We start from the raw sequence: 18,513 nt of genomic DNA, 5'->3' as shown, positions 1-18,513 counted from the left end.
GGTCCTTATGAACGGCAATTTCATCTGGCTCGCAATCGGGCAGATATTCGACCCCACCGTGGCTGCCTACGCTCTGGCCACGATCGGCCTCGTGATCCACTTCGGTTTCACCGGCCTCCTGAACTTCGGCCAGGCCGGATTCATGGCCGTCGGCGGATACTGCTTCGCCATCACTTCCGTCATCTACGACTGGCCGCTGTGGGGCTCGTTCCTCGCGGCCATCGCCGGGGCAACCGTCTTCGCTTTGATCCTCGGCATACCGACCCTGAGACTCCGGGCCGACTATCTGAGCATTGTGACCATCGCGGCAGCCGAGATCATCCGACTATCCGTGAAGACCCCGGAGTTCTCGGAGGTCACCGGTGGCTCCGAGGGCATCAACGGCGCGGCCAAGGCGTTCAACGCCATCAACCCGCTGCCCGAGGGCCGATTCGGCATCATGGGCACCCCGCTCGTCTACAACCAGGACCAGTGGTGGATCCGCATCGTCGGATGGGGCCTCGTCGCCCTCGCCTGCCTCTTGGTCTTCCTTCTGATGCGCAGTCCGTGGGGCAGAGTCATCATGGGTATCCGCGAAGACGAAGATGCCGTGCGCTCGCTCGGCAAGAACGTCTTCTCATACAAGATCCAGGCGCTGATCCTCGGTGGCGTGCTCGGAGGCCTCGCCGGAGTCGTCTTCATCCTGCCGCGGTCGCTACAGCCTGACAACTATGGAACCCAGCTGACGTTCTTCCTCTACACGATCATGTTGCTCGGTGGAGCGGCGACCGTCTTCGGCCCGGTGGTGGGCTCCATCATCTTCTGGGTCACGCTGTCGCTCACCGACGGGCTCCTCAGCCTCGGCATCGAGGCCGGAGTCCTCCCGCTCACGACGACCCAGACAGGTCCGATCCGATTCATCATCGTCGGTGTGGCCCTGATGCTCCTCGTGATATTCCGTCCGCAAGGAATCTTCGGCAAGAAGAAGGATCTGCACTTTGCCTGAAAAAACTCTCGTCTCCGACATCACCGACGATGTGATCGTTCCGGGCGTCAAGAAAAAGGACCCCATCGTCGTCGCTCACGCCGTGAGTCGCCGCTTCGGCGGCCTCACCGCGGTCGACGTGGCCCACCTCGAGATCCCGCGCGGTTCGATCACAGCTTTGATCGGCCCGAACGGTGCGGGCAAGACCACGTTCTTCAACCTGCTCACGGGCTTCGACAAGCCGAACACGGGCAACTGGACATTCAAGGGCAAGAGCCTGGCCGGGGTTCCCGCGTTCAAGGTCTCCCGCATGGGCATGGTGCGCACGTTCCAGCTCACGAAGGCCCTGAGCGGAATGACCGTTCTCGAGAACATGCGCCTGGGCGCCACGAAGCAGGGCGGCGAGAATATCTTCGTCTCTCTCTTCAAACCGCTCTGGAAAGCCAAGGAAGACGAGATCACCGAGCGGGCCATGCAACTGCTCGCGAAGTTCAAGCTCGACACCAAGAAAGACGACTACGCGTCGAGTCTCTCCGGCGGCCAGAAGAAGCTGCTCGAGATGGCGCGCGCCCTGATGTCGAGCCCCGAATTAGTGATGCTCGACGAGCCGATGGCGGGAGTCAACCCCGCACTGACGCAGTCGCTGCTCGGCCACATCGTCAACCTGAAAGACGAGGGAATGACCGTGCTCTTCGTCGAGCACGACATGCACATGGTCAACACGATCGCAGACTGGGTGGTCGTGATGGCGGAGGGCAAGGTCGTGGCAGAGGGCCCGCCCTCGACGGTCATGTCCGACCCCGCGGTGATCGACGCCTATCTCGGCGCCCACCACGCCACCGACCTCGGAACGATCGAGGGCCAGCTCGAGGTGGCCGAGGACATGGAGTCCGACCTGGTTCGCTCCGAAGTCGAGCACGATGCGGAAGCCGCCGGCATCGCGGTGCCGAGCCACGAGCCCTCCCCCAGCACCGACGCCGCGTCGACCCCGGTCGACGGAGAGGAAAAGAAGTGAGCACCGACACCGATCGAGTCCTTGTCACAAAGGAACTCTTCGCCGGGTACGTTCCCGGTGTCAACATCCTCAACGGCTCCAATGTCTATGTGAAGCGCGGCGAGCTCGTCGGCATCATCGGCCCCAACGGCGCCGGAAAGTCGACGCTGCTGAAGGCCATCTTCGGCCTCGTCAACATCCGCAGCGGTTCCGTCGAGCTGAACGGCGAGGACATCACCGGGCTGAAGGCAGACAAGTTGGTCTCCAAGGGCGTGGGCTTCGTGCCGCAGAACAACAACGTCTTTCCGTCGCTCACTATCGAGGAGAACCTCGAGATGGGCATGTACCAGAAGCCCAAGCTCTTCAAGACGCGGCTGGCGTTCGTCGAGGACCTGTTCCCCGAGCTGTCGAAGCGACTCAAGCAGCGCGCGGGCTCGCTCTCGGGCGGAGAGCGCCAGATGGTCGCCATGTCCCGGGCTCTTATGATGGACCCGAGCATGCTTCTTCTCGATGAGCCCAGCGCGGGCCTCTCCCCCATGCGTCAAGACGAAACGTTCGTGAACGTGCAGCGCATCAACCGCGCCGGCGTATCGATCATGATCGTCGAGCAGAACGCGCGCCGCGCGCTGCAGATCTGTGACCGCGGCTATGTGCTCGATCAGGGCAAGGACGCATACGAAGGCCCCGGTCGCGAATTGATGAACGACCCCAAGGTGATCGAGCTCTACCTCGGAACCCTCGCCACGACCAATGAGGTCACCACCTCGACGCCGACGGTGGGCGGCTGACCGCTCGCACCATGCCGAGGCCCAGCACCCGCGCCCCGCACATCGCCCTCACCGGGGTCGTGGCGGCCGGGGTGCTGGGCCTTTCCGCATGCCTGATGGCCGGGTCGGTGAAACCACCGTAACGCCCGACGACGACTTCGGAGCCATCGCGCGCTGATCACGCTCGACATCCTGCCGAACAACTGCAGCACACACACGGTCGCCGAAGACAAACGCGGAACGTTCTTCCACTCCAGGTCTCGACGAGCCAAGGCGGCACAGGCACCTTCTATGTGGGCGTGAGCGACACCGTGCGAGGCCAGATCTATGACTACATCGCCCACCATTTCTGAGGCTGGAGCTGAGGCGCCAACGCTCTGAGCACAACAAAAGGGGCGCACAACAAAAGGGGCCCGGTCCGAAGACCGAGCCCCTCCTATTTTATTGACGAGAAATTAGTCGAGCTTGCCGAAGACCTGCTCTTCGAACGAGGTCTTGTTGCCCGTGGCGTACTTGTAGATCGAGACATACGCCTCGGTCGGGTCGCCGTTCTTGTCGAACGTGATCGGGCCGGAGATGCCGTCGTAGTCGACGTCCGTTCCGTCCTTGATCAGCTTGGCGCAGTCGGCGAAGGTCTCGCACTTGGTTCCCTCTTCAGAGACGGACTGCAGGTTGTCTCTGATGGTCGCACCGTCGGTCGCACCGCCCTGGAGGGCGGCAAGAGCCAGCAGCGTGGTCGCGTCGTAGGACTCGGCCGCGTAGCTGAACACGGTCAGCGGGTCGCTGCCCTGATCCTTGACCAGAGCCTGGAGCTTCTCCTGGAAGTCGGCCTTGGCCTCGACACCGGGGTTGGTGAACTGCGCGCCGGCGATGTCGACGTTGGTGTCCTTGTCGGTGATGACGCCGTAGTTTCCGTCCGCTCCGTACAGCTTCGAGAAGTCGAAGCCCTTCGCCGCGAGCTGCTCGGCGATGGTCTTGATCTCGTCGAACGAGATGACGACCAGGGCGTCGGGGTCGGTCGCGAGAACGCTCGTGAGCGCCGAGTTGAAGTCGGTGGAAGCCGGCTCGAAGGTCTCTTCTGCTCCGACCTTCGCTCCGCCGGCCTCGAGGGCCTCCTTGACGTTCTTCTCAAGTCCGGTGCCGTAGGCGTCGTTCATGTAGAGGATCGAGACGTTGGTCTTGCCGTCCTTGACGATCTTGTTTCCGAGGATGCGGCCCTGGAGAACATCGGAGGGGGCTGTGCGCCAGTAGAACCCGTCGTCGTCGTACGACGTGAAGTCGGGCGAGGTGTTGGCGGGCGAGATCTGCACAACGCCGGCCTGGGTGACCTGATCGATGAACGTCTTCGAGACGCCCGACGAGGCGGCGCCGATGATGGCGGAGACGCCGTCGGCGAGGAGAGAGGTGGCCGACTGCGTCGCGATGTCGGTCGTGGTGTCGCCCGAGTCCTTCTGGGTCACGTCGATCGAGATGCCGGCCTTGGCATCGTTGATGTCTTTGACCGCCAGGTCGACGCCCGCGATCTCGGGCGGGCCGAGCACGGCGAGCGTACCGGTCTGCGGAAGAATCGTGCCGATCTTGAGGGACAGGTCACCGGAGTCGCTGCCGCCGCTGGTCGAGCCGCTCGAGCAGCCGACGAGAACGAGCGCGCTGATTCCCAGAATTGCCGCGCCACCGAGGGTGGTCTTCAGCGACCGGGAACCGGTCTTGGCGAATACGCCCATGATGCTCCTTGAATGTGATTGTTTTGTGGTGCACGGCGTAACGAAGTTGGCCGTCCTGCAAAGCTAACGGCCCAAAGTCGCACCGACAATACATTCCTGTTACGGGCGTGTAACGCGACCCAATCGTTACCTTCCCCGTGTCAGACCGGCTCAGCCACAGGCATCCGACCCGATCGGCTCGTTCTGATCATGTCGACTGTGAGCACGATCAATGCCACCCAGACGAGACCGAATCCGATCCACCGCTCGACGGGCATCGGCTCTTTCATGATGAAGACGCCGAAGAGGAACTGCAGGATCGGCGCGATGTACTGGATGAACCCCATATATACGAGCGGCAGCCTCTTGGCCGCCGAGGCGAAGAGCAGCAGTGGAACCGCGGTGATGACGCCCGCACCGACCATCAGCACGACGTGCGCGGTGCCCGACGAGCCGAAGGCGAGGCCCTGCGGGGTGGCCGCGACGATGACCGTCTGCACGGCCGCGACAGGAAGCAGCCATAGCGTCTCGAGCGTGAGACCTGACACGGCGTCGACTACCGGGCCGATGCGCTTCTTCACAAAGCCATAGAGTCCGAACGAGAAGGCCAGGATGAGGGCGATCCACGGAACGGAACCGAAACCCACGGTCAGTACGCCGACGGCGACCACGCTGATGCCGAGGGCGACCCACTGCACGATACGCAGCCGCTCGCCGAGGATGACCACGCCGAGCAGGATCGTGACGATCGGATTGATGAAGTATCCGAGCGCCGTCTCGACGACGTTCCCGCCCGTCGCGCCGATGACGTAGGTCTGCCAGTTGACGTAGATGAGCAGGCCCGCGAGGCCCATCGTGAAGAGCAGCCGCGGCTGACGCACGATGGCGACGAAAGCGGGCCACGCACGGGTCACCGTGATGATCACGACGCAGAAGGCGAGTGAGAAGAAGATGCGTATGGCGACGATCTCGAAGGCGCCGGAGGGAAGGAGAAGCAGGAAGTAGGCGGGGAGAAACCCCCACATCGTGTAGGCACTGACGGCGTAGAGGATGCCCGAGCGCGACGGCTGATCGACCGCCCGAGGGGCTGAAACGGAAGAAACGGCGGGTCGGGGCACTGATGAATGCTACCTCCGGGTCGGATCAGTCGATCGCGCCGGACAACAAAAAAGACCCGGATGGCAGAGCCATCCGGGTCTTTGTCTGTTTGTCTAGGTTCAGCGAACGACGACAGCGAGCACGTCGCGAGCCGACAGCACGAGAAGGTCTTCTCCGCCGTACTTGACCTCGGTTCCGCCGTACTTGGAGTAGATGACCTTGTCGCCCACGGCGACGTCGATCGGAACACGATTGCCGTTGTCGTCGACGCGACCGGGGCCCACGGCCACGACCTCGCCTTCCTGGGGCTTCTCTTTGGCAGTGTCAGGGATGACCAGGCCCGAAGCGGTGGTCTGCTCCGCCTCGACCTGGCGGATGACGATGCGATCCTCGAGCGGCTTGATGGAGACCGACACGGTTGACCTCTTCTTTCTTCACGTCTGATTAGCACACTCACACCGAGAGTGCTAAGTCGAGTTTAGGGGGTGAACTGGCACTCGGTCAATCCGAGTGCCAACCGTCGTGGCACACCGAGTCGACGCGACCGCCGTCTAGGCTGACGGGGTGAACAGGCGCAGCGAATGAACAAAGACGAGCTCGGCCTTGTGATGACATCGGCAGCCCTGCGGCTGCTCGATTCACTGCCCGAATACAGCGAATCCACCGACATCGTCAAGACCGTCGCCGCGCTGAGGCGCGACGGCCACCCGGCCGATCTCGTGTCGGCTGTGCTGACGCAGTCACGGCTCCGAGCGAAGGCCACGGGCAAATTCGGTGAGTTCGCCTCGCGCATGCTGTTCACCGAGGCCGGCCTCGAGCAAGCCACACGCCTGCGGGTGGCCGCGCTGCACGCCGGGCGATACCAGGCCGCCGGCATCCGGAGCGTCGCGGATCTGGGCTGCGGAATCGGGGCCGACGCTCTCGCCTTCGCCGCGCTCGATCTCGAGGTGCAAGCCGTCGAACACGATGAGGTGACAGCGGCCATCGCCTCGTACAATCTGGCCCCGTTCACCAACGTCACGGTGAGCCTCGGCGACGCGGCCGATCATGATCTCACCGGCGTCGACTCGGTCTATCTCGACCCCGCGCGACGCACCTCGGGGCACTCTGACACGCGCCGCCTGCCCGACCCGCGCGACTACTCCCCCTCGCTCGACTTCGCCTTCGGTGTGGCGCGCACAATGCCCACGGGCATCAAGCTCGGGCCAGGCTTCGATCGCGAGCTCATTCCCGACGAAGCGGAGGCGCAGTGGATTTCGGTGGACGGCCAACTGGTGGAGAACAGCCTGTGGTTCGGCCCGCTCGCACGTGAGGGCATCACCCGCAGCGCCCTCGTGCTGCGCGGAGACCACAGCGCCGAACTGGTCGCGGCCGGCGACAGCGTCGATGCCGACGTGGCCGAGCTCGGCACCTATCTCTATGAGCCCGACGGGTCTGTGATTCGCGCACGGCTGATCGGCGACCTCGCCCGCTCGCTCGATGCTCGAATGCTGAGCGAGCAGATCGCCTACCTCACCTCGGACACTCTCGTCTCGTCGCCGTTCGTCGCTGCCTTCCGCGTCGTCGACGCCCTTCCGAGCGACGAGTCGAAGCTCAAGAAGGAACTGCGCCGACGCGGCATCGGACGACTCGAGATCAAGAAGCGCGGCGTCGACATCGACCCGGCCGTGCTGCGCCGACGACTGTCGCTGTCGGGAGACGCGGAGGCCACTCTTGTGATGACGCGGGTGGCAGGTCGCCACACGGCGATCCTCGCCGAGCGCGTCTGACGTTGAGAACGACGAAGCGCCCTCCGTCGCAAGACAGAGGGCGCTTCGTCGATCGGGTCTAGTAGCTGCTGTACCCGGAGGACGCTGCAGTCGCGAAGATGAGCACCCATACGATGCCCCAGATCACCGAGACGCCGATTCCGACGAAACCGGTGATGATCGCGGTGAGCCAGAAGCCCTTCGCTGCGGGCTCACGCTTCTTGCCGAGGAATCCGAGAACGACGGCGCCGATCGAGAAGATCAGACCGAAGCCCGCGCCGAACAGCGAGATGACGACGCCGACGATACCGGCGATCATACCGATGAGGCTGAGTGTCTTCGGGGCCGCTGCGACGGGCGAATACGGCTGTCCGTAGGGAGCCGCGTTCGGGGCCTGAGCGTAGGGGTTGGCCGGCGGGGCCTGCTGGTAGCTGGGCGCTCCGTACGACGGGGTCGACGGCTCGGCCGGCGGCGTGTACGCGGGCGGAGCGGGCGGAGCGGGCGGAGCCGGCGGAGCCGGCGGCGAGCTCGGGGCACCGTAGCTGGGCGCGGGCGGGGTGGACGGGGCCGTGGGAGGCAGCGGCGGGACCGACGGCGTGCCCTCGGTCGACGGGGTATTGGGATCAGTCATGGGTCAACACTACTGAAGCTCGGTCACCCACATCTACGGGACACCCAGATTGGCCCGGCCGGATGGGCCTGACGGCTCAGAACGATGTCGGCGGCGTGGGACCGGAACTCACGAACATCACCAGCGCGACCAGTACACCGACGGTCGCAATGAGGCCTAGATACCCGAGGATGAGGCCGACGACCGCGAGGATCATGCCCGACTGCCGCCGCCGTCTCACCTGCGCGATGCCGATGTGCCCGAGAACGATGGCAACCGGCGAGATAAGAAGCACGCCGGTGATCAGAGCGAAGAGAGCCGGCATGTTGAGCATGCGGCGCGCTTGAACGGGCGGCGCGGCCTGAGACCCGAAAGCGGCCGACCCCGGGTCGGGCGAATACGGCGCGTAGACAGGCTGGCTCGACATAAATCGAGCCTAGCCGACCTGGATGTCGGTGATCGGCAGAGTCGAATCGGCCCCGAACCCCAGACCCGACGGCGCATGACCCGCCATGATCAGCTGCGCCCCGAGCGCGGCGATCATCGCGCCGTTGTCGGTGCACAGGCTGAGAGGCGGGATACGCAGGGCGACACCGGCGGCCCCGGCTCGAGCTGCGGCGACCTCGCGAACACGGGCATTGGCAACGACGCCGCCGCCGAGAAGAAGTCGAGGCACCCCGTACTCGGCGCACGCCGCGAGCGCCTTAGTGATCAGAACATCGACGACCGCCTCGCGGAAGCTGGCGGCGACATCGGCGAGTGGAACATCCTCTGCCGCATCCTGCTTCTTCTCAACCCACCGGGCAACCGCCGTCTTGAGCCCCGAGAACGAGAAGTCGTAGCGGTGGGCATCGTGGTCTTTCGGCAGGCTCAGCCCGCGCGGAAAGCGAATGGCCTTCGGGTTGCCTCCGACGGCCGCACGGTCGATCTCGGGCCCACCGGGGTACGGCAGACCGAGCAGTCGCGCGACCTTGTCGAACGCCTCGCCCGCCGCGTCGTCGATCGTCTCGCCGAGAAGCTCGACATCGGAGACCAGATCGCGCACCAGCAGAAGCGAGGTGTGCCCGCCCGACACGAGAAGAGCGATGGTCGGGTACTGAATCTCACCGTCCTCCACCTCGCTCGATCCATTGACTGTGTTCTGCGGCACTCGCAGCACGTCGGCACCGACGTGCCCGACCAGGTGATTCACCGCGTAGATCGGCTTCTCGATCGCGAGGGCGAGAGCCTTGGCGGCCCCGACTCCGACCATCAGCGCTCCGGCGAGGCCCGGCCCGCTCGTGACCGCGATGGCATCGATCTCGGCGAGCGTGACTCCGGCGTCGGCGAGTGCCGAGGTGATGGCGGGTGTCATGGCCTCGAGGTGTGCCCGCGCGGCGACCTCGGGAACGACTCCCCCGTAGCGCGCGTGTTCGTCCATCGACGACGCGATGGTGTTGCTCAGCAGCGTCGTGCCCCGCACGATTCCCACGCCTGTCTCGTCGCAGGATGTCTCGATGCCGAGAACGAGAGGATTGTCGGTGTTCACGGTTCGATCTCCTCGGCGTCGCCGATGCCGGTCCAGCGCGTCTGCTGGTCGGGGATGGCAGCACGCATCACGATGGCGTCCACGTTGTCAGGCTGGTAGTAGCCGGGGCGCACGCCGAGTCGCTCGAAACCCAGCGATGAGTACAGCGCCTCGGCACCGGGGTTGTCAGCGCGCACCTCGAGGAAGATCTCGCGAGAGCCCCTCCGCCGAGCCTCGTTCATAAGACTCGTCATCAGCACGCGACCGAGGCCCTTGCGCCGGGCCTCGGGCGCCACGGCGATCGTCTGGATGTCGCCCTCCTTCGCGCCGCGAGGCGCCAGCAGACCCGCATAACCCGCGATCGCGGCGCTGCTCGGCGAATCGTCGGCGCCGAGCGCGACGAGGTAGTAGCAGTGCGGACTGGTCAGGTCGGCGCGCATCGCGTCAGATGTCCAGGCGTCGGTCGTGAACACACTCGTCTCGATCTGCATGATCGCGTCGAGGTCGTCAGCGCCGGCTCGCCGCAGCTGCCAGCTCACTGCGTCACCCGTTTGATTCCGGATGGCATGGTCACGTCGGGCGAACGCAGGTAGAGCGCCTCGTCGGACGCGAGCGGCAATCCGGCACCGAGGAGCGCCGCGGCGGCCAGGGCGAGCTGGGCGGCGGGGATCTCCGCGGCATCCACCCGCCGTGCGTCGGAGTGCGGAAGCGCATCGGGCTTGGCGAGCCCGGGCCCGTCGAGGCGCACCGGCTCGGCGTTCGACAGGTCGTAGAGCGACCAGAACACCTCTTTGCGGCGAGCATCGGTGACCACCATGACGGTGTCGGATGCCCCCCGCGAGCGCCTCCTGGCGCGCAACGGCATCAGCACTGACCATGGGATGAAGCGGGAGCCCCGCCCCGAGAGCAAAGGTGCGCGCCGCGGCGATGCCGACGCGGAGACCGGTGAACGGCCCGGGCCCCATTCCCACGACCACACCGTCGAGCGACGAGGGCCGCACGTCGGCCGCAGAGAGAGCCTCGGCGAGCAGGGTGCCGATGACCTCGGCGTGCCTCATGGTGTCGGGCGTGGACCGTTCGACGACGATCGCGCCTGTCGACGGGTCGACGATGGCGACGGAGGTACCCGCTGAGGTGTCGATGGCCAGAAGCACGAGTTATAGGTTAGTCGCCCGCGAGCGCGTCGGTGCCCGGCCGCTCACTGCCAGCGCGGGCCGACGCCGTCGATGGTGACCCGGCGCGGTTCGATCGGCTCCTCGTCGTCGGGGCCCTCGGCATCCGAATCATCGGATGCGCCGCGCGGCCGATCGATCGTGATCGAGAGCCACGAGTCGGTGAGCTCCTCGACGAGGCCGGCACCCCATTCGATGACGACGATGGAGCGGTCGAAGTCGATGTCGAGGTCGTCGAGCTCGACAGCGCTCGAAAGCCTGTAGGCATCGACGTGCACGAGGGGCGGCTGGGCGGCATCAAGACGCGGATGCGTTCGGGCGAGCACGAAGGTGGGGCTCGTCACCGCGCCCCGAACGCCGAGCGCGTGGCCAAGCCCCCGCGTGAAGGTGGTCTTGCCCGCCCCGAGTTCGCCCGTGAGCAGAATGACGTCACCAGCTGTGAGCGAGCCCGCCACCTCGTGGGCGAGAGCCGCCATCTGTCCGGGATCTGCGATCACGAGCTCTCTGTGCAGCGCGGTCACCTGGCCACCTCCCGATCGATGTACCGGCGGGGAACACGACGGCCGATCCGCGCGAGGATCTCCCCCGCAGTCGAGCCCGAGTTCGCGGCCCAGTCCGCAGCGGTCGGCTCTGCCTCGAGACCCGGCCCGAACACGATGGCCCGGTCGCCAGGAACCATGGGCGCGTCGCCGACGTCGAGCACAACCTGATCCATCGCTATGCGGCCCGCGATGGGGTACTGGCGGCCGTTGATCGCCATGCGCCCCGAGCCGGTTGCGCCACGAGGAATGCCGTCGGCATAGCCCACCGGCACGAGGGCGAGGGTCGTCTCCTTCGGGGTTCGATACACGAATCCGTACGAGACCCCGTGGCCCTCGGGCACTCTCTTCACCGAAAGCACAGGGGCAGAGACGGTCATCACGGGAACGACTCCGGTCGGCGCACCGTCAGTGAGATCCATGCCGAAACCGAATGCCGCGATGCCCGATCCTGCGGGCGGAACAGAGAACCGCGTCGTGTGCCAGCAGCGCACATCGATTCCGATGCCGGCATCGGCGATGCTCTCGGCATCCCCTTGATCGCGCACGCTCAGAATATCTGCGCCCGACTCTGCCGCGACGCGGGCGAGAGGAACGAGTCCGTGGCCGTAGGCATCCGCCGTCATGTCGATCACGAGAGGACCACCGACAGTCCGAGCGGCCAGGATCGACACGTTGGTGCGGAACGCGTCGAGGTCGATCGTGGCTTCGCGTCCGCGGATCGGCGTGTCTGCGGGCGTGGCTGGCGGGGTCATTCCGTGTACTTTCTCGCGACCCGGGCGCCCAGTCGGGTGACGATCTCGTAGTTGATCGTGTCGGCGGCACGCGCCCAGTCATCGACGGAGGCGACGCCCCGGGCCGGGTCACCGAACAGGGTCACGACATCTCCCCGTGCCGAATCTGCGCCCGGCGATACAGGCTCGACGACGAGATGGTCGGATTCGATGCGCGTCACGAGAAGCCGCCCACCGTCGCCGGTGACATGGATGCGGCCTGCGGCCTGCGGAGGAATGCCATCACCATAGCCCAGGGGCACGATGCCCGATCGTGCTGCGAAATCGGCGTCGGACGAGGGTGCGACCGCGACGATCGTGCTGCGCAGCGTCATCACCGGGCGAAGCGCGAGCGCAGCCGAGTCGACACCGTCGAGCGGGGAGAGACCGTAGGCGCCGATACCGACACGCACGAGGTCGAGCCACGTGGCGGGCAGTCGCAGCGCTGCAGCGGTCGATGCCAGATGGCGAAGCTGCGGCCGCAAGCCCGCCTGGCGTGCGGCCTCGACGCCGACATGCAGGCGCTCGAGCTGGCGCGCGTCTTCTGCGTCGTCTGCATTGGAGAGATGGCTGAAGACACCTCGAACGATCAGGTGACCTGCGAGCTCGAGTCGACGCGCCTCGGCGAAGAGGGCACCCCAGTTCGGCTCATCGGCACCGTTGCGCCCCAGCCCTGTGTCGAGCTTGAGGTGCACAGACGCGGGAGCTCCCCCGACGGCACGCTGAGCCTCGGCGAGCGCATCGAGCTGGCCGAGATCGCTGACGCCGATGTCGATGCCCGCCTCCAACGCCGCCGCGAAATTCTCGTGGGACTCGTGCAGCCAGGCGAGCACGGGCTCTGCGATCCCCGCATCCCGCAGCTCAAAGGCCTCGGCGAGATCGGCAACGCCCAGCCATGTCGCACCACCGTCGAGCGCGGCGCGCGCAACCTCGACGGCGCCGTGCCCGTATGCGTTCGCCTTGACCACGATCATCACCTGCGCCCCGTCGGCGAGGGAGACGAATCGGGCGACGTTGTGGCGAACCGTCGCAAGGTCGATCAACGCGACCGAGTCGGGCGCCATGGGTGCACCGGTGCCGGAAGCGCTCATCAAGCCCCGCCTCCGGTCTCCTCGGCGCGCTCGGCCACGACGAAGGCAAAGGCCGAATCGCCGTCGTGGCTGAGCGAGAGGTGAATCGGTCCCACGCCGCGGGCGCGCGCCGTCTCGGCTACCTGTCCGGCAAGCAGAAACGACGGCTTGCCGTCTTCATCGGTCACGACCTCCATGTCGTGCCACCGAAAGCCGGAGGAGTCGCCAAGTGCCTTGATCAGCGCCTCCTTGGCAGCGAACCGCGCAGCGAGCGACCGAGGAGGACGGCCGCGTTCGCCCTCGGCGAACAGGCGCTCGACAAGCCCGGGCGTGCGATCGATCGACCGCACGAATCGAGGCACGTCGACGAGGTCGACGCCGATGCCCACGATCACCGACGAGACCTATTCGACGGTGACGGACTTGGCCAGGTTGCGCGGCTGGTCGACGTCGAGCCCCTTTGCCGTCGCGAGCTCCATGGCGAAGATCTGCAGCGGGATGACGGCCAGCAGCGGCTCGAACAGCGGGCCGGCCAGCGGGATGCGGAAAACCTCGGACGCGTAGGGCAGCACCGCAACGTCGCCCTCTTCGGCGATCACGAGCACCTTGGCGCCACGAGCCTTGATCTCCTGGATGTTCGACACGACCTTGGCATGCAGCGAGTTGGGGTGACGCGGGCTAGGCACGACCACGAAGACGGGCTGGCCCGGCTCGATCAGCGCGATCGGACCGTGCTTGAGCTCGCCCGCAGCGAAACCCTCGGCGTGAATGTACGCGAGCTCCTTGAGCTTCAGCGCACCCTCGAGGGCCACCGGGAATCCGACGTGCCTGCCAAGGAAGAGAACGGCACGGGAGTCGCTCATCCAGTTCGCCAGCTCGGTGATGTCGCCGTGCTGCTCGAGCACCCAGCGGATCTTGTCGGGGATCGCCTGAAGCTCGACGATGGAGGTGGCGATCGTCTCGTCGTCGAGCGTCGCACGCACGCGGGCGAGGTGGAGGCCGAAGAGGTAGAGCGCCGTGATCTGAGCGATGAACGCCTTGGTCGATGCGACGGCGACCTCGGGGCCGGCATGCGTGTAGATGACCGCATCGGACTCGCGCGGAATCGTGGCGCCCTGGGTGTTGCAGATCGACAGGGTGCGGGCCCCCTTCGCCTTCGCCTCTTGAACGGCCACGAGGGTGTCCATGGTTTCGCCGGACTGGCTGATCGAGATCACCAGGGTGCGCTCATCGACCACGGGGTCGCGGTAGCGGAACTCGTGGGAGAGCTCGACCTCGACGGGGATGCGGGCCCACTTCTCGATGGCGTACTTGCCGAGCATGGCCGAATACGCCGCCGTGCCGCACCCGAGAATAACGATGCGGTCGATCGCAGTAAGCAGCTCGTCGATGCCCTCGAGTTCGCCCAGCACCACGTGGTCGTTGTGGATGCGGCCAAGGAGCGTGTTCGAGACGGCCTCGGGCTGCTCGCTGATCTCCTTCGCCATAAAGCTCGACCAGCCGCCCTTCTCCACGGCGGAGGCATCCCATGACACCTCGTACTCGTGAGCCTCGACGCCGTTGCCCGCGAAGTCGGTGACAGAGACAGAGTCGGGCGTGATCGTGACGATCTGATCCTGCCCGATCTCCATGGCACGGCGGGTGTGCTCGATGAAGGCGGCCACATCGGAGCCGAGGAAGTTCTCGCCGTCGCCCAGGCCGATGACGAGCGGCGAGTTGCGCCGTGCGCCCACGACGACGCCGGGCTCGTCCTGGTGCAGAGCAAGCAGGGTGAAGGCGCCCTCGAGGCGGGCAACGACGCGACCGAGCGCAGCGGGAAGACCGCCCTCTCCTTCGAGGTACTCCCGGCCCAGCAGCTTGGCGGCGACCTCAGTGTCGGTCTCGCTCTCGAATGTGTACCCGTCGGCCAGCAGCTCGTCGCGCAGACTTGCGAAGTTCTCGATGATGCCGTTGTGAATGAGTGCGATGCGACCGTCGGCGCTCAGGTGCGGGTGCGCGTTGACATCGGTGGGGCCACCGTGCGTGGCCCAGCGTGTGTGGCCGATGCCGGTGCGGCCATCGGTCAGAGCGGATGCCTCGAGATCGGCGGCGAGGACCGCCAGCTTGCCAGCCCGCTTGCGTGTGACCAGCTCGCCCGATTCGGTGATGATGGCGACGCCAGCGGAGTCGTATCCCCGGTATTCGAGCCGACCCAACCCGCCCATCAGAACATCGAGACTGGAGTTGTTACCGACATAACCTACGATTCCGCACATCCCTCGAGTTTACGGCCTGTACCAGGCGTGGGGCACAATAGGGAATCTATGGCTGATACCGGGCACTCCCCCCAAACCACGGGCCACCCGACTCCCTTCCGCGACATCGCCCGCAGGGAATGGGCCGATCTGGCGCCGTCCACACCGCAACCTCTCTCCGAGACGGAGATCGTTCAACTGCGCGGGCTCGGTGAGCCGCTCGACATGACCGAGGTCGCCGAGGTGTATCTCCCGCTGAGTCGTCTGCTCAATCTGTACGCGGCCGGCGCCAAGAGGCTGCACGCATCGACCAGCGACTACCTCGGCGACAGACAGACCGCCACGCCCTTCGTCATCGGCGTCGCCGGCTCGGTTGCCGTCGGCAAGTCAACGATCGCGCGCCTGCTGCGCGAGCTGCTTGCCAGGTGGTCGGACACGCCCCGGGTCGAACTCGTCGCCACCGACGGCTTCCTCTACCCGAACGCCGAGCTCACCCGACGCGGCATCATGCACCGCAAGGGATTTCCCGAGTCGTACGACAGGCGAGCCCTGTTGCGCTTCATCAGCGCGGTCAAGAGCGGTGTTCCCGAAGTACGCGCGCCGTTCTACTCGCACCTCGCCTACGACATCGTGCCCGAGGCTCAGATCGTGGTGCGGCAGCCCGACATCCTCATCGTCGAAGGACTCAACGTGCTGCAGCCCCCACAGCCGGGCCAGGGTCTCGCCGTGAGCGACCTGTTCGACTTCTCTATCTATGTGGATGCCCGCACCAGCGACATCGCCACGTGGTACGTCGATCGCTTCCTGGCTCTCAAGCGTGGGGCATTCGCGAATCCGAATTCGTTCTTCCACCGCTACGCGGAGCTGAGCGACGACGATGCCCGCTCGACGGCCGCCGAGATCTGGCGTTCGATCAACGAGCCGAACCTCGTCGAGAACATCCAGCCCACGAAATCGCGGGCCACGCTGGTGTTGCGCAAATCATCGACGCACGCCGTCGACAGGGTCCTGCTGCGCAAGATCTGAGTGACTCAGCGGCTCAGCTCAGCGAGAAGCCGCCGTCGCTCGTGAGAACCTGGCCGACCATCCACCGACCCTCGTCCGAGACGAGCCAGGCGATCAGACGGGCGGGGTCGCTGGGCAGCCCGAAGCGACCGAACGGCATCGAACGCAGCGCCCCCTTCTTGACCTCGGCCGATCTGTCGGTGGGCTCGTCGTCGAGGTATCCCGTATTCACCGGCCCGGGGTTCACGGTGTTCAGCAGTATCCCCCGGGTCAGGAGCTCGGAAGCCACCGTCGGGGTGATGCCCGCAAGAGCCGCCTTGCTCGTGGCATAGGCCACCTCCCCGGGCATCGGACCCTCGTGCTGCCCGGAGGTCATCCAGATCACCCGGCCCGTGGCGCTCTCGTCGATCGGCCCGAACGAGTCCGGGGCGAACTGTTCGGCGAAGTGACGGGTCAGCAGCAGCGTTGAGCGAGCGTTGACCGACCAGTGGGCGTCGAGGCTCTCGGGTGTCATGTCGAATATCGAGCCATCTCCGCCGCTGCGCGCGTGATTGCAGATCAGAATGTCGAGACGGCCGAACGTGTCGACCGCTGCATCGATGAGACGGCGAGGTGCCGTGGACTCCGCGAGGTCGAGACCCCAGTCGCCGAAGTCCGCACCCGGGGCCAGCGCCGAACGGACCGCGGCGCGAACGGAGTCGATGTCGTCAGCACCCCACGGCTGGTCCGCGTCGTGGGGAGAATAGTGCTGCACAAAGACGCTCGCCCCGAGTTCGGCGAGCCGTCGGCTCACACCGAGCCCGATGCCACGGCGCCGCGATACTCCGGTGACAAGAGCCGTGCGGCCGGCGAGGGGCAACGACGATGAGCGGTCGGCAGACATGTTCATGCCGCCAAGGCTACGCCGAGCGCGCGCTCAGCGGCGGTTCAGAGGCCGAGGCGGTCGCGAACGACGTCGGCCAGGCTGTGCGCGATGCGATCGGCGGTGGCTTGGTCGGCCGCCTCGACCATAACGCGCACGAGCGGCTCGGTGCCCGATTTGCGCAGCAGCACGCGGCCGGTGTCGCCCAGTTCAGCCTCTGCGGTACGTACGGCCTCGGCGAGAACCTCGTCGGTGTGCACGGCGTGGTGGTCGACGTTCTTGACGTTCACCATGATCTGGGGGAACACCGTCATGACCTCGGCCAGTTCGGCCAGCGTCTTGCCGCGCCAGGCCATCTCGGCGACGAGGTGGAGACCGGTGAGAATGCCGTCGCCGGTCGTGCCGAAGTCGCTCATGATCACGTGGCCCGACTGCTCACCACCCAGCGAATAGTTGTGGGCGTTCATCTCTTCGAGCACGTAGCGGTCACCAACGCTCGTCTGGATGACCTTGATATCGTTCTGCTTCATCGCGACGAGAAGGCCGAGGTTGCTCATAACGGTGGCTACCAGGGTGCTGTCGCGCAAAGCGCCGCGCTCGTTCATGCCGATCGCCAGAATCGCCATGATCTGGTCGCCGTCGACGATGGTGCCATTGCGATCGACGGCCAGGCAGCGGTCTGCGTCGCCGTCGTGAGCGATGCCCACATCGGCGCCGTGCAGCAGCACTGCTTCGGCCAGCTTGTCGAGGTGGGTCGAGCCCACGCCGTCGTTGATGTTAAGCCCGTCTGGGTCGTCACCGATCACGGTGACGCGCGCTCCAGCATCCGTGAACACCTGGGGTGACACGCCTGCCGCCGCGCCGTTGGCACAGTCGAGCACGACGTGCAGGCCGTCGAGGCGGTGCGGGAGACTGGCCAGCAGGTGAACCACGTAGCGGTCTTCGGCGTCGGCGAATCGGCGGATGCGGCCAACGTCTTTGCCCGTGGGCGCCTTCTTAGGGCCCGACATGGCGGCCTCGATGCGATCTTCTACCTCGTCGGGCAGCTTCGTGCCGCCGCGGGCGAAGATCTTGATGCCGTTATCGGGCGCAGGGTTGTGCGAGGCCGAGACCATAAAACCGAAGTCTGCATCGATGTCGGCGATGAGAAACGCGATCGCCGGCGTCGGAATGACCCCGGCGTCGAGCACGTCGACGCCCGAACTCGCCAGGCCGGCGGCTACCGCCGCGGAGATGAACTCGCCCGAGATGCGGGGGTCTCGAGCGACCACCGCAACAGGACGCCTCCCCGTCGCCGCGCGAGCGGCCGCACTGCGGCCCTGGCCGAGAACCACCGCGGTGGCTTGAGCGAGGGAGAGTGCGAGGTCGGCGGTGAGATCGGCGTTCGCGAGTCCGCGAACGCCGTCTGTGCCGAACAGACGGGGAGGCATTGTGGTGCTGTCTTTTAGAGCAGTCGAAGGACGACTG

Annotated in this window: 20 protein-coding genes and 1 pseudogene; 5 read left to right on the top strand and 16 right to left on the bottom strand. The window is 66.0% G+C overall.

Annotated elements, in window-relative coordinates:
- Positions 1-7: 7 nt before the first annotated feature.
- The 3 genes from TZ00_RS06435 to TZ00_RS06425 are packed head-to-tail and all read left to right on the top strand — an operon-like array spanning position 8 to position 2,746.
- A complete protein-coding gene (locus TZ00_RS06435) occupies positions 8-985 on the top strand; it encodes a branched-chain amino acid ABC transporter permease (protein ID WP_044440074.1) in 978 nt (325 codons plus the stop codon).
- Positions 978-1,979 (top strand): ABC transporter ATP-binding protein, encoded by a 1,002-nt coding sequence (locus TZ00_RS06430; protein WP_044440073.1) that lies wholly within the window; start codon positions 978-980, stop codon positions 1,977-1,979. The genes TZ00_RS06435 and TZ00_RS06430 overlap by 8 nt, the downstream gene beginning before the upstream one ends.
- Positions 1,976-2,746: an ABC transporter ATP-binding protein gene (locus TZ00_RS06425; protein WP_044440071.1), complete on the top strand. Its 771-nt coding sequence runs from the start codon at positions 1,976-1,978 to the stop codon at positions 2,744-2,746. Before TZ00_RS06430 ends, TZ00_RS06425 begins: the two co-directional genes overlap by 4 nt.
- A 434-nt stretch (positions 2,747-3,180) precedes the next feature.
- Here TZ00_RS06425 and TZ00_RS06420 read toward each other — a convergent pair whose 3' ends face one another.
- From TZ00_RS06420 to groES, 3 genes are all read right to left on the bottom strand, one after another.
- Entirely contained in the window at positions 3,181-4,449 is a 1,269-nt protein-coding gene (locus TZ00_RS06420) for an ABC transporter substrate-binding protein (RefSeq protein WP_044440069.1), read from the bottom strand.
- 140 nt (positions 4,450-4,589) lie between these two features.
- Positions 4,590-5,546: an EamA family transporter RarD gene (rarD, locus tag TZ00_RS06415; RefSeq protein ID WP_044440067.1), complete on the bottom strand. Its 957-nt coding sequence runs from the start codon at positions 5,544-5,546 to the stop codon at positions 4,590-4,592.
- A gap of 99 nt (positions 5,547-5,645) precedes the next feature.
- Complete coding sequence (gene groES / locus TZ00_RS06410; RefSeq protein WP_044440065.1) at positions 5,646-5,942, bottom strand: co-chaperone GroES; 297 nt, start codon at positions 5,940-5,942, stop codon at positions 5,646-5,648.
- A 165-nt stretch (positions 5,943-6,107) separates the two neighbouring features.
- On the opposite strand from groES, the gene TZ00_RS06405 reads away from it, so the two are divergent.
- Positions 6,108-7,295 carry a THUMP-like domain-containing protein gene (locus TZ00_RS06405; RefSeq protein WP_044440064.1) on the top strand — a complete coding sequence of 396 codons (1,188 nt, stop codon included), beginning with the start codon at positions 6,108-6,110 and terminating at the stop codon, positions 7,293-7,295.
- A 58-nt stretch (positions 7,296-7,353) separates the two neighbouring features.
- Here the strand turns inward: TZ00_RS06405 and TZ00_RS20060 are convergent, their stop codons facing one another.
- From TZ00_RS20060 to glmS, 11 genes and pseudogenes are all read right to left on the bottom strand, one after another.
- Positions 7,354-7,905, bottom strand: coding sequence for a DUF4190 domain-containing protein (locus tag TZ00_RS20060; RefSeq protein WP_052521346.1), 552 nt, complete (start codon positions 7,903-7,905; stop codon positions 7,354-7,356).
- 76 nt (positions 7,906-7,981) lie between these two features.
- Positions 7,982-8,311 carry a DUF4190 domain-containing protein gene (locus tag TZ00_RS06395; protein ID WP_052521345.1) on the bottom strand — a complete coding sequence of 110 codons (330 nt, stop codon included), beginning with the start codon at positions 8,309-8,311 and terminating at the stop codon, positions 7,982-7,984.
- A 9-nt stretch (positions 8,312-8,320) separates the two neighbouring features.
- On the bottom strand, positions 8,321-9,412 hold the full coding sequence (gene tsaD, locus TZ00_RS06390) for a tRNA (adenosine(37)-N6)-threonylcarbamoyltransferase complex transferase subunit TsaD (protein ID WP_044440063.1): 1,092 nt from the start codon (positions 9,410-9,412) through the stop codon (positions 8,321-8,323).
- Positions 9,409-9,930, bottom strand: coding sequence for a ribosomal protein S18-alanine N-acetyltransferase (gene rimI, locus TZ00_RS06385; protein ID WP_044440062.1), 522 nt, complete (start codon positions 9,928-9,930; stop codon positions 9,409-9,411). The genes tsaD and rimI overlap by 4 nt, the downstream gene beginning before the upstream one ends.
- Positions 9,927-10,208, bottom strand: coding sequence for a hypothetical protein (locus tag TZ00_RS20310; RefSeq protein WP_238579609.1), 282 nt, complete (start codon positions 10,206-10,208; stop codon positions 9,927-9,929). Before TZ00_RS20310 ends, rimI begins: the two co-directional genes overlap by 4 nt.
- 82 nt (positions 10,209-10,290) lie before the next feature.
- Positions 10,291-10,545: pseudogene (gene tsaB, locus TZ00_RS20305) on the bottom strand (tRNA (adenosine(37)-N6)-threonylcarbamoyltransferase complex dimerization subunit type 1 TsaB); the annotation flags it as partial.
- Between the two features lie 44 nt (positions 10,546-10,589).
- Positions 10,590-11,084: a tRNA (adenosine(37)-N6)-threonylcarbamoyltransferase complex ATPase subunit type 1 TsaE gene (gene tsaE / locus TZ00_RS06375; RefSeq protein ID WP_044440061.1), complete on the bottom strand. Its 495-nt coding sequence runs from the start codon at positions 11,082-11,084 to the stop codon at positions 10,590-10,592.
- Positions 11,081-11,857 (bottom strand): alanine racemase, encoded by a 777-nt coding sequence (locus tag TZ00_RS06370; RefSeq protein ID WP_052521344.1) that lies wholly within the window; start codon positions 11,855-11,857, stop codon positions 11,081-11,083. Before TZ00_RS06370 ends, tsaE begins: the two co-directional genes overlap by 4 nt.
- Positions 11,854-12,966 (bottom strand): alanine racemase, encoded by a 1,113-nt coding sequence (alr, locus tag TZ00_RS06365; protein ID WP_152631097.1) that lies wholly within the window; start codon positions 12,964-12,966, stop codon positions 11,854-11,856. Before alr ends, TZ00_RS06370 begins: the two co-directional genes overlap by 4 nt.
- Positions 12,966-13,340, bottom strand: coding sequence for a holo-ACP synthase (locus tag TZ00_RS06360; protein ID WP_044440060.1), 375 nt, complete (start codon positions 13,338-13,340; stop codon positions 12,966-12,968). The genes alr and TZ00_RS06360 overlap by 1 nt, the downstream gene beginning before the upstream one ends.
- Positions 13,341-13,349: 9 nt before the next feature.
- Positions 13,350-15,200 (bottom strand): glutamine--fructose-6-phosphate transaminase (isomerizing), encoded by a 1,851-nt coding sequence (glmS, locus tag TZ00_RS06355; RefSeq protein WP_044440059.1) that lies wholly within the window; start codon positions 15,198-15,200, stop codon positions 13,350-13,352.
- Between the two features lie 48 nt (positions 15,201-15,248).
- Here glmS and coaA point away from each other — a divergent pair, with 48 nt between their 5' ends.
- Positions 15,249-16,205: a type I pantothenate kinase gene (gene coaA, locus TZ00_RS06350; RefSeq protein WP_044440058.1), complete on the top strand. Its 957-nt coding sequence runs from the start codon at positions 15,249-15,251 to the stop codon at positions 16,203-16,205.
- 13 nt (positions 16,206-16,218) lie between these two features.
- Here the strand turns inward: coaA and TZ00_RS06345 are convergent, their stop codons facing one another.
- Positions 16,219-17,073 (bottom strand): SDR family oxidoreductase, encoded by an 855-nt coding sequence (locus TZ00_RS06345; protein ID WP_238579598.1) that lies wholly within the window; start codon positions 17,071-17,073, stop codon positions 16,219-16,221.
- Between the two features lie 38 nt (positions 17,074-17,111).
- Positions 17,112-18,476 carry a phosphoglucosamine mutase gene (glmM, locus tag TZ00_RS06340; protein WP_044440057.1) on the bottom strand — a complete coding sequence of 455 codons (1,365 nt, stop codon included), beginning with the start codon at positions 18,474-18,476 and terminating at the stop codon, positions 17,112-17,114.
- Positions 18,477-18,513: the final 37 nt, after the last annotated feature.

The organism is Agreia bicolorata (assembly GCF_000938265.1).
Taxonomy (GTDB): Bacteria; Actinomycetota; Actinomycetes; order Actinomycetales; family Microbacteriaceae; genus Agreia; species Agreia bicolorata.
Note: the sequence above shows the minus strand (reverse complement) of the source record. Positions and strands in the feature narration are given on the sequence as shown.

What these genes read in the sequence shown, in the direction of transcription:
- TZ00_RS06435 (WP_044440074.1), top strand. Translation starts at nt 8, where the DNA reads ATGAACGGCAATTTCATCTGGCTCGCAATCGGGCAGATATTCGACCCC.
- TZ00_RS06420 (WP_044440069.1), bottom strand. Translation starts at nt 4,449, where the DNA reads ATGGGCGTATTCGCCAAGACCGGTTCCCGGTCGCTGAAGACCACCCTC.
- TZ00_RS06405 (WP_044440064.1), top strand. Translation starts at nt 6,108, where the DNA reads ATGAACAAAGACGAGCTCGGCCTTGTGATGACATCGGCAGCCCTGCGG.
- TZ00_RS20060 (WP_052521346.1), bottom strand. Translation starts at nt 7,905, where the DNA reads ATGACTGATCCCAATACCCCGTCGACCGAGGGCACGCCGTCGGTCCCG.
- TZ00_RS06395 (WP_052521345.1), bottom strand. Translation starts at nt 8,311, where the DNA reads ATGTCGAGCCAGCCTGTCTACGCGCCGTATTCGCCCGACCCGGGGTCG.
- TZ00_RS20310 (WP_238579609.1), bottom strand. Translation starts at nt 10,208, where the DNA reads ATGGTGGTCACCGATGCTCGCCGCAAAGAGGTGTTCTGGTCGCTCTAC.
- TZ00_RS06370 (WP_052521344.1), bottom strand. Translation starts at nt 11,857, where the DNA reads ATGACCCCGCCAGCCACGCCCGCAGACACGCCGATCCGCGGACGCGAA.
- alr (WP_152631097.1), bottom strand. Translation starts at nt 12,966, where the DNA reads ATGAGCGCTTCCGGCACCGGTGCACCCATGGCGCCCGACTCGGTCGCG.
- glmS (WP_044440059.1), bottom strand. Translation starts at nt 15,200, where the DNA reads ATGTGCGGAATCGTAGGTTATGTCGGTAACAACTCCAGTCTCGATGTT.
- coaA (WP_044440058.1), top strand. Translation starts at nt 15,249, where the DNA reads ATGGCTGATACCGGGCACTCCCCCCAAACCACGGGCCACCCGACTCCC.
- TZ00_RS06345 (WP_238579598.1), bottom strand. Translation starts at nt 17,073, where the DNA reads ATGAACATGTCTGCCGACCGCTCATCGTCGTTGCCCCTCGCCGGCCGC.
- glmM (WP_044440057.1), bottom strand. Translation starts at nt 18,476, where the DNA reads ATGCCTCCCCGTCTGTTCGGCACAGACGGCGTTCGCGGACTCGCGAAC.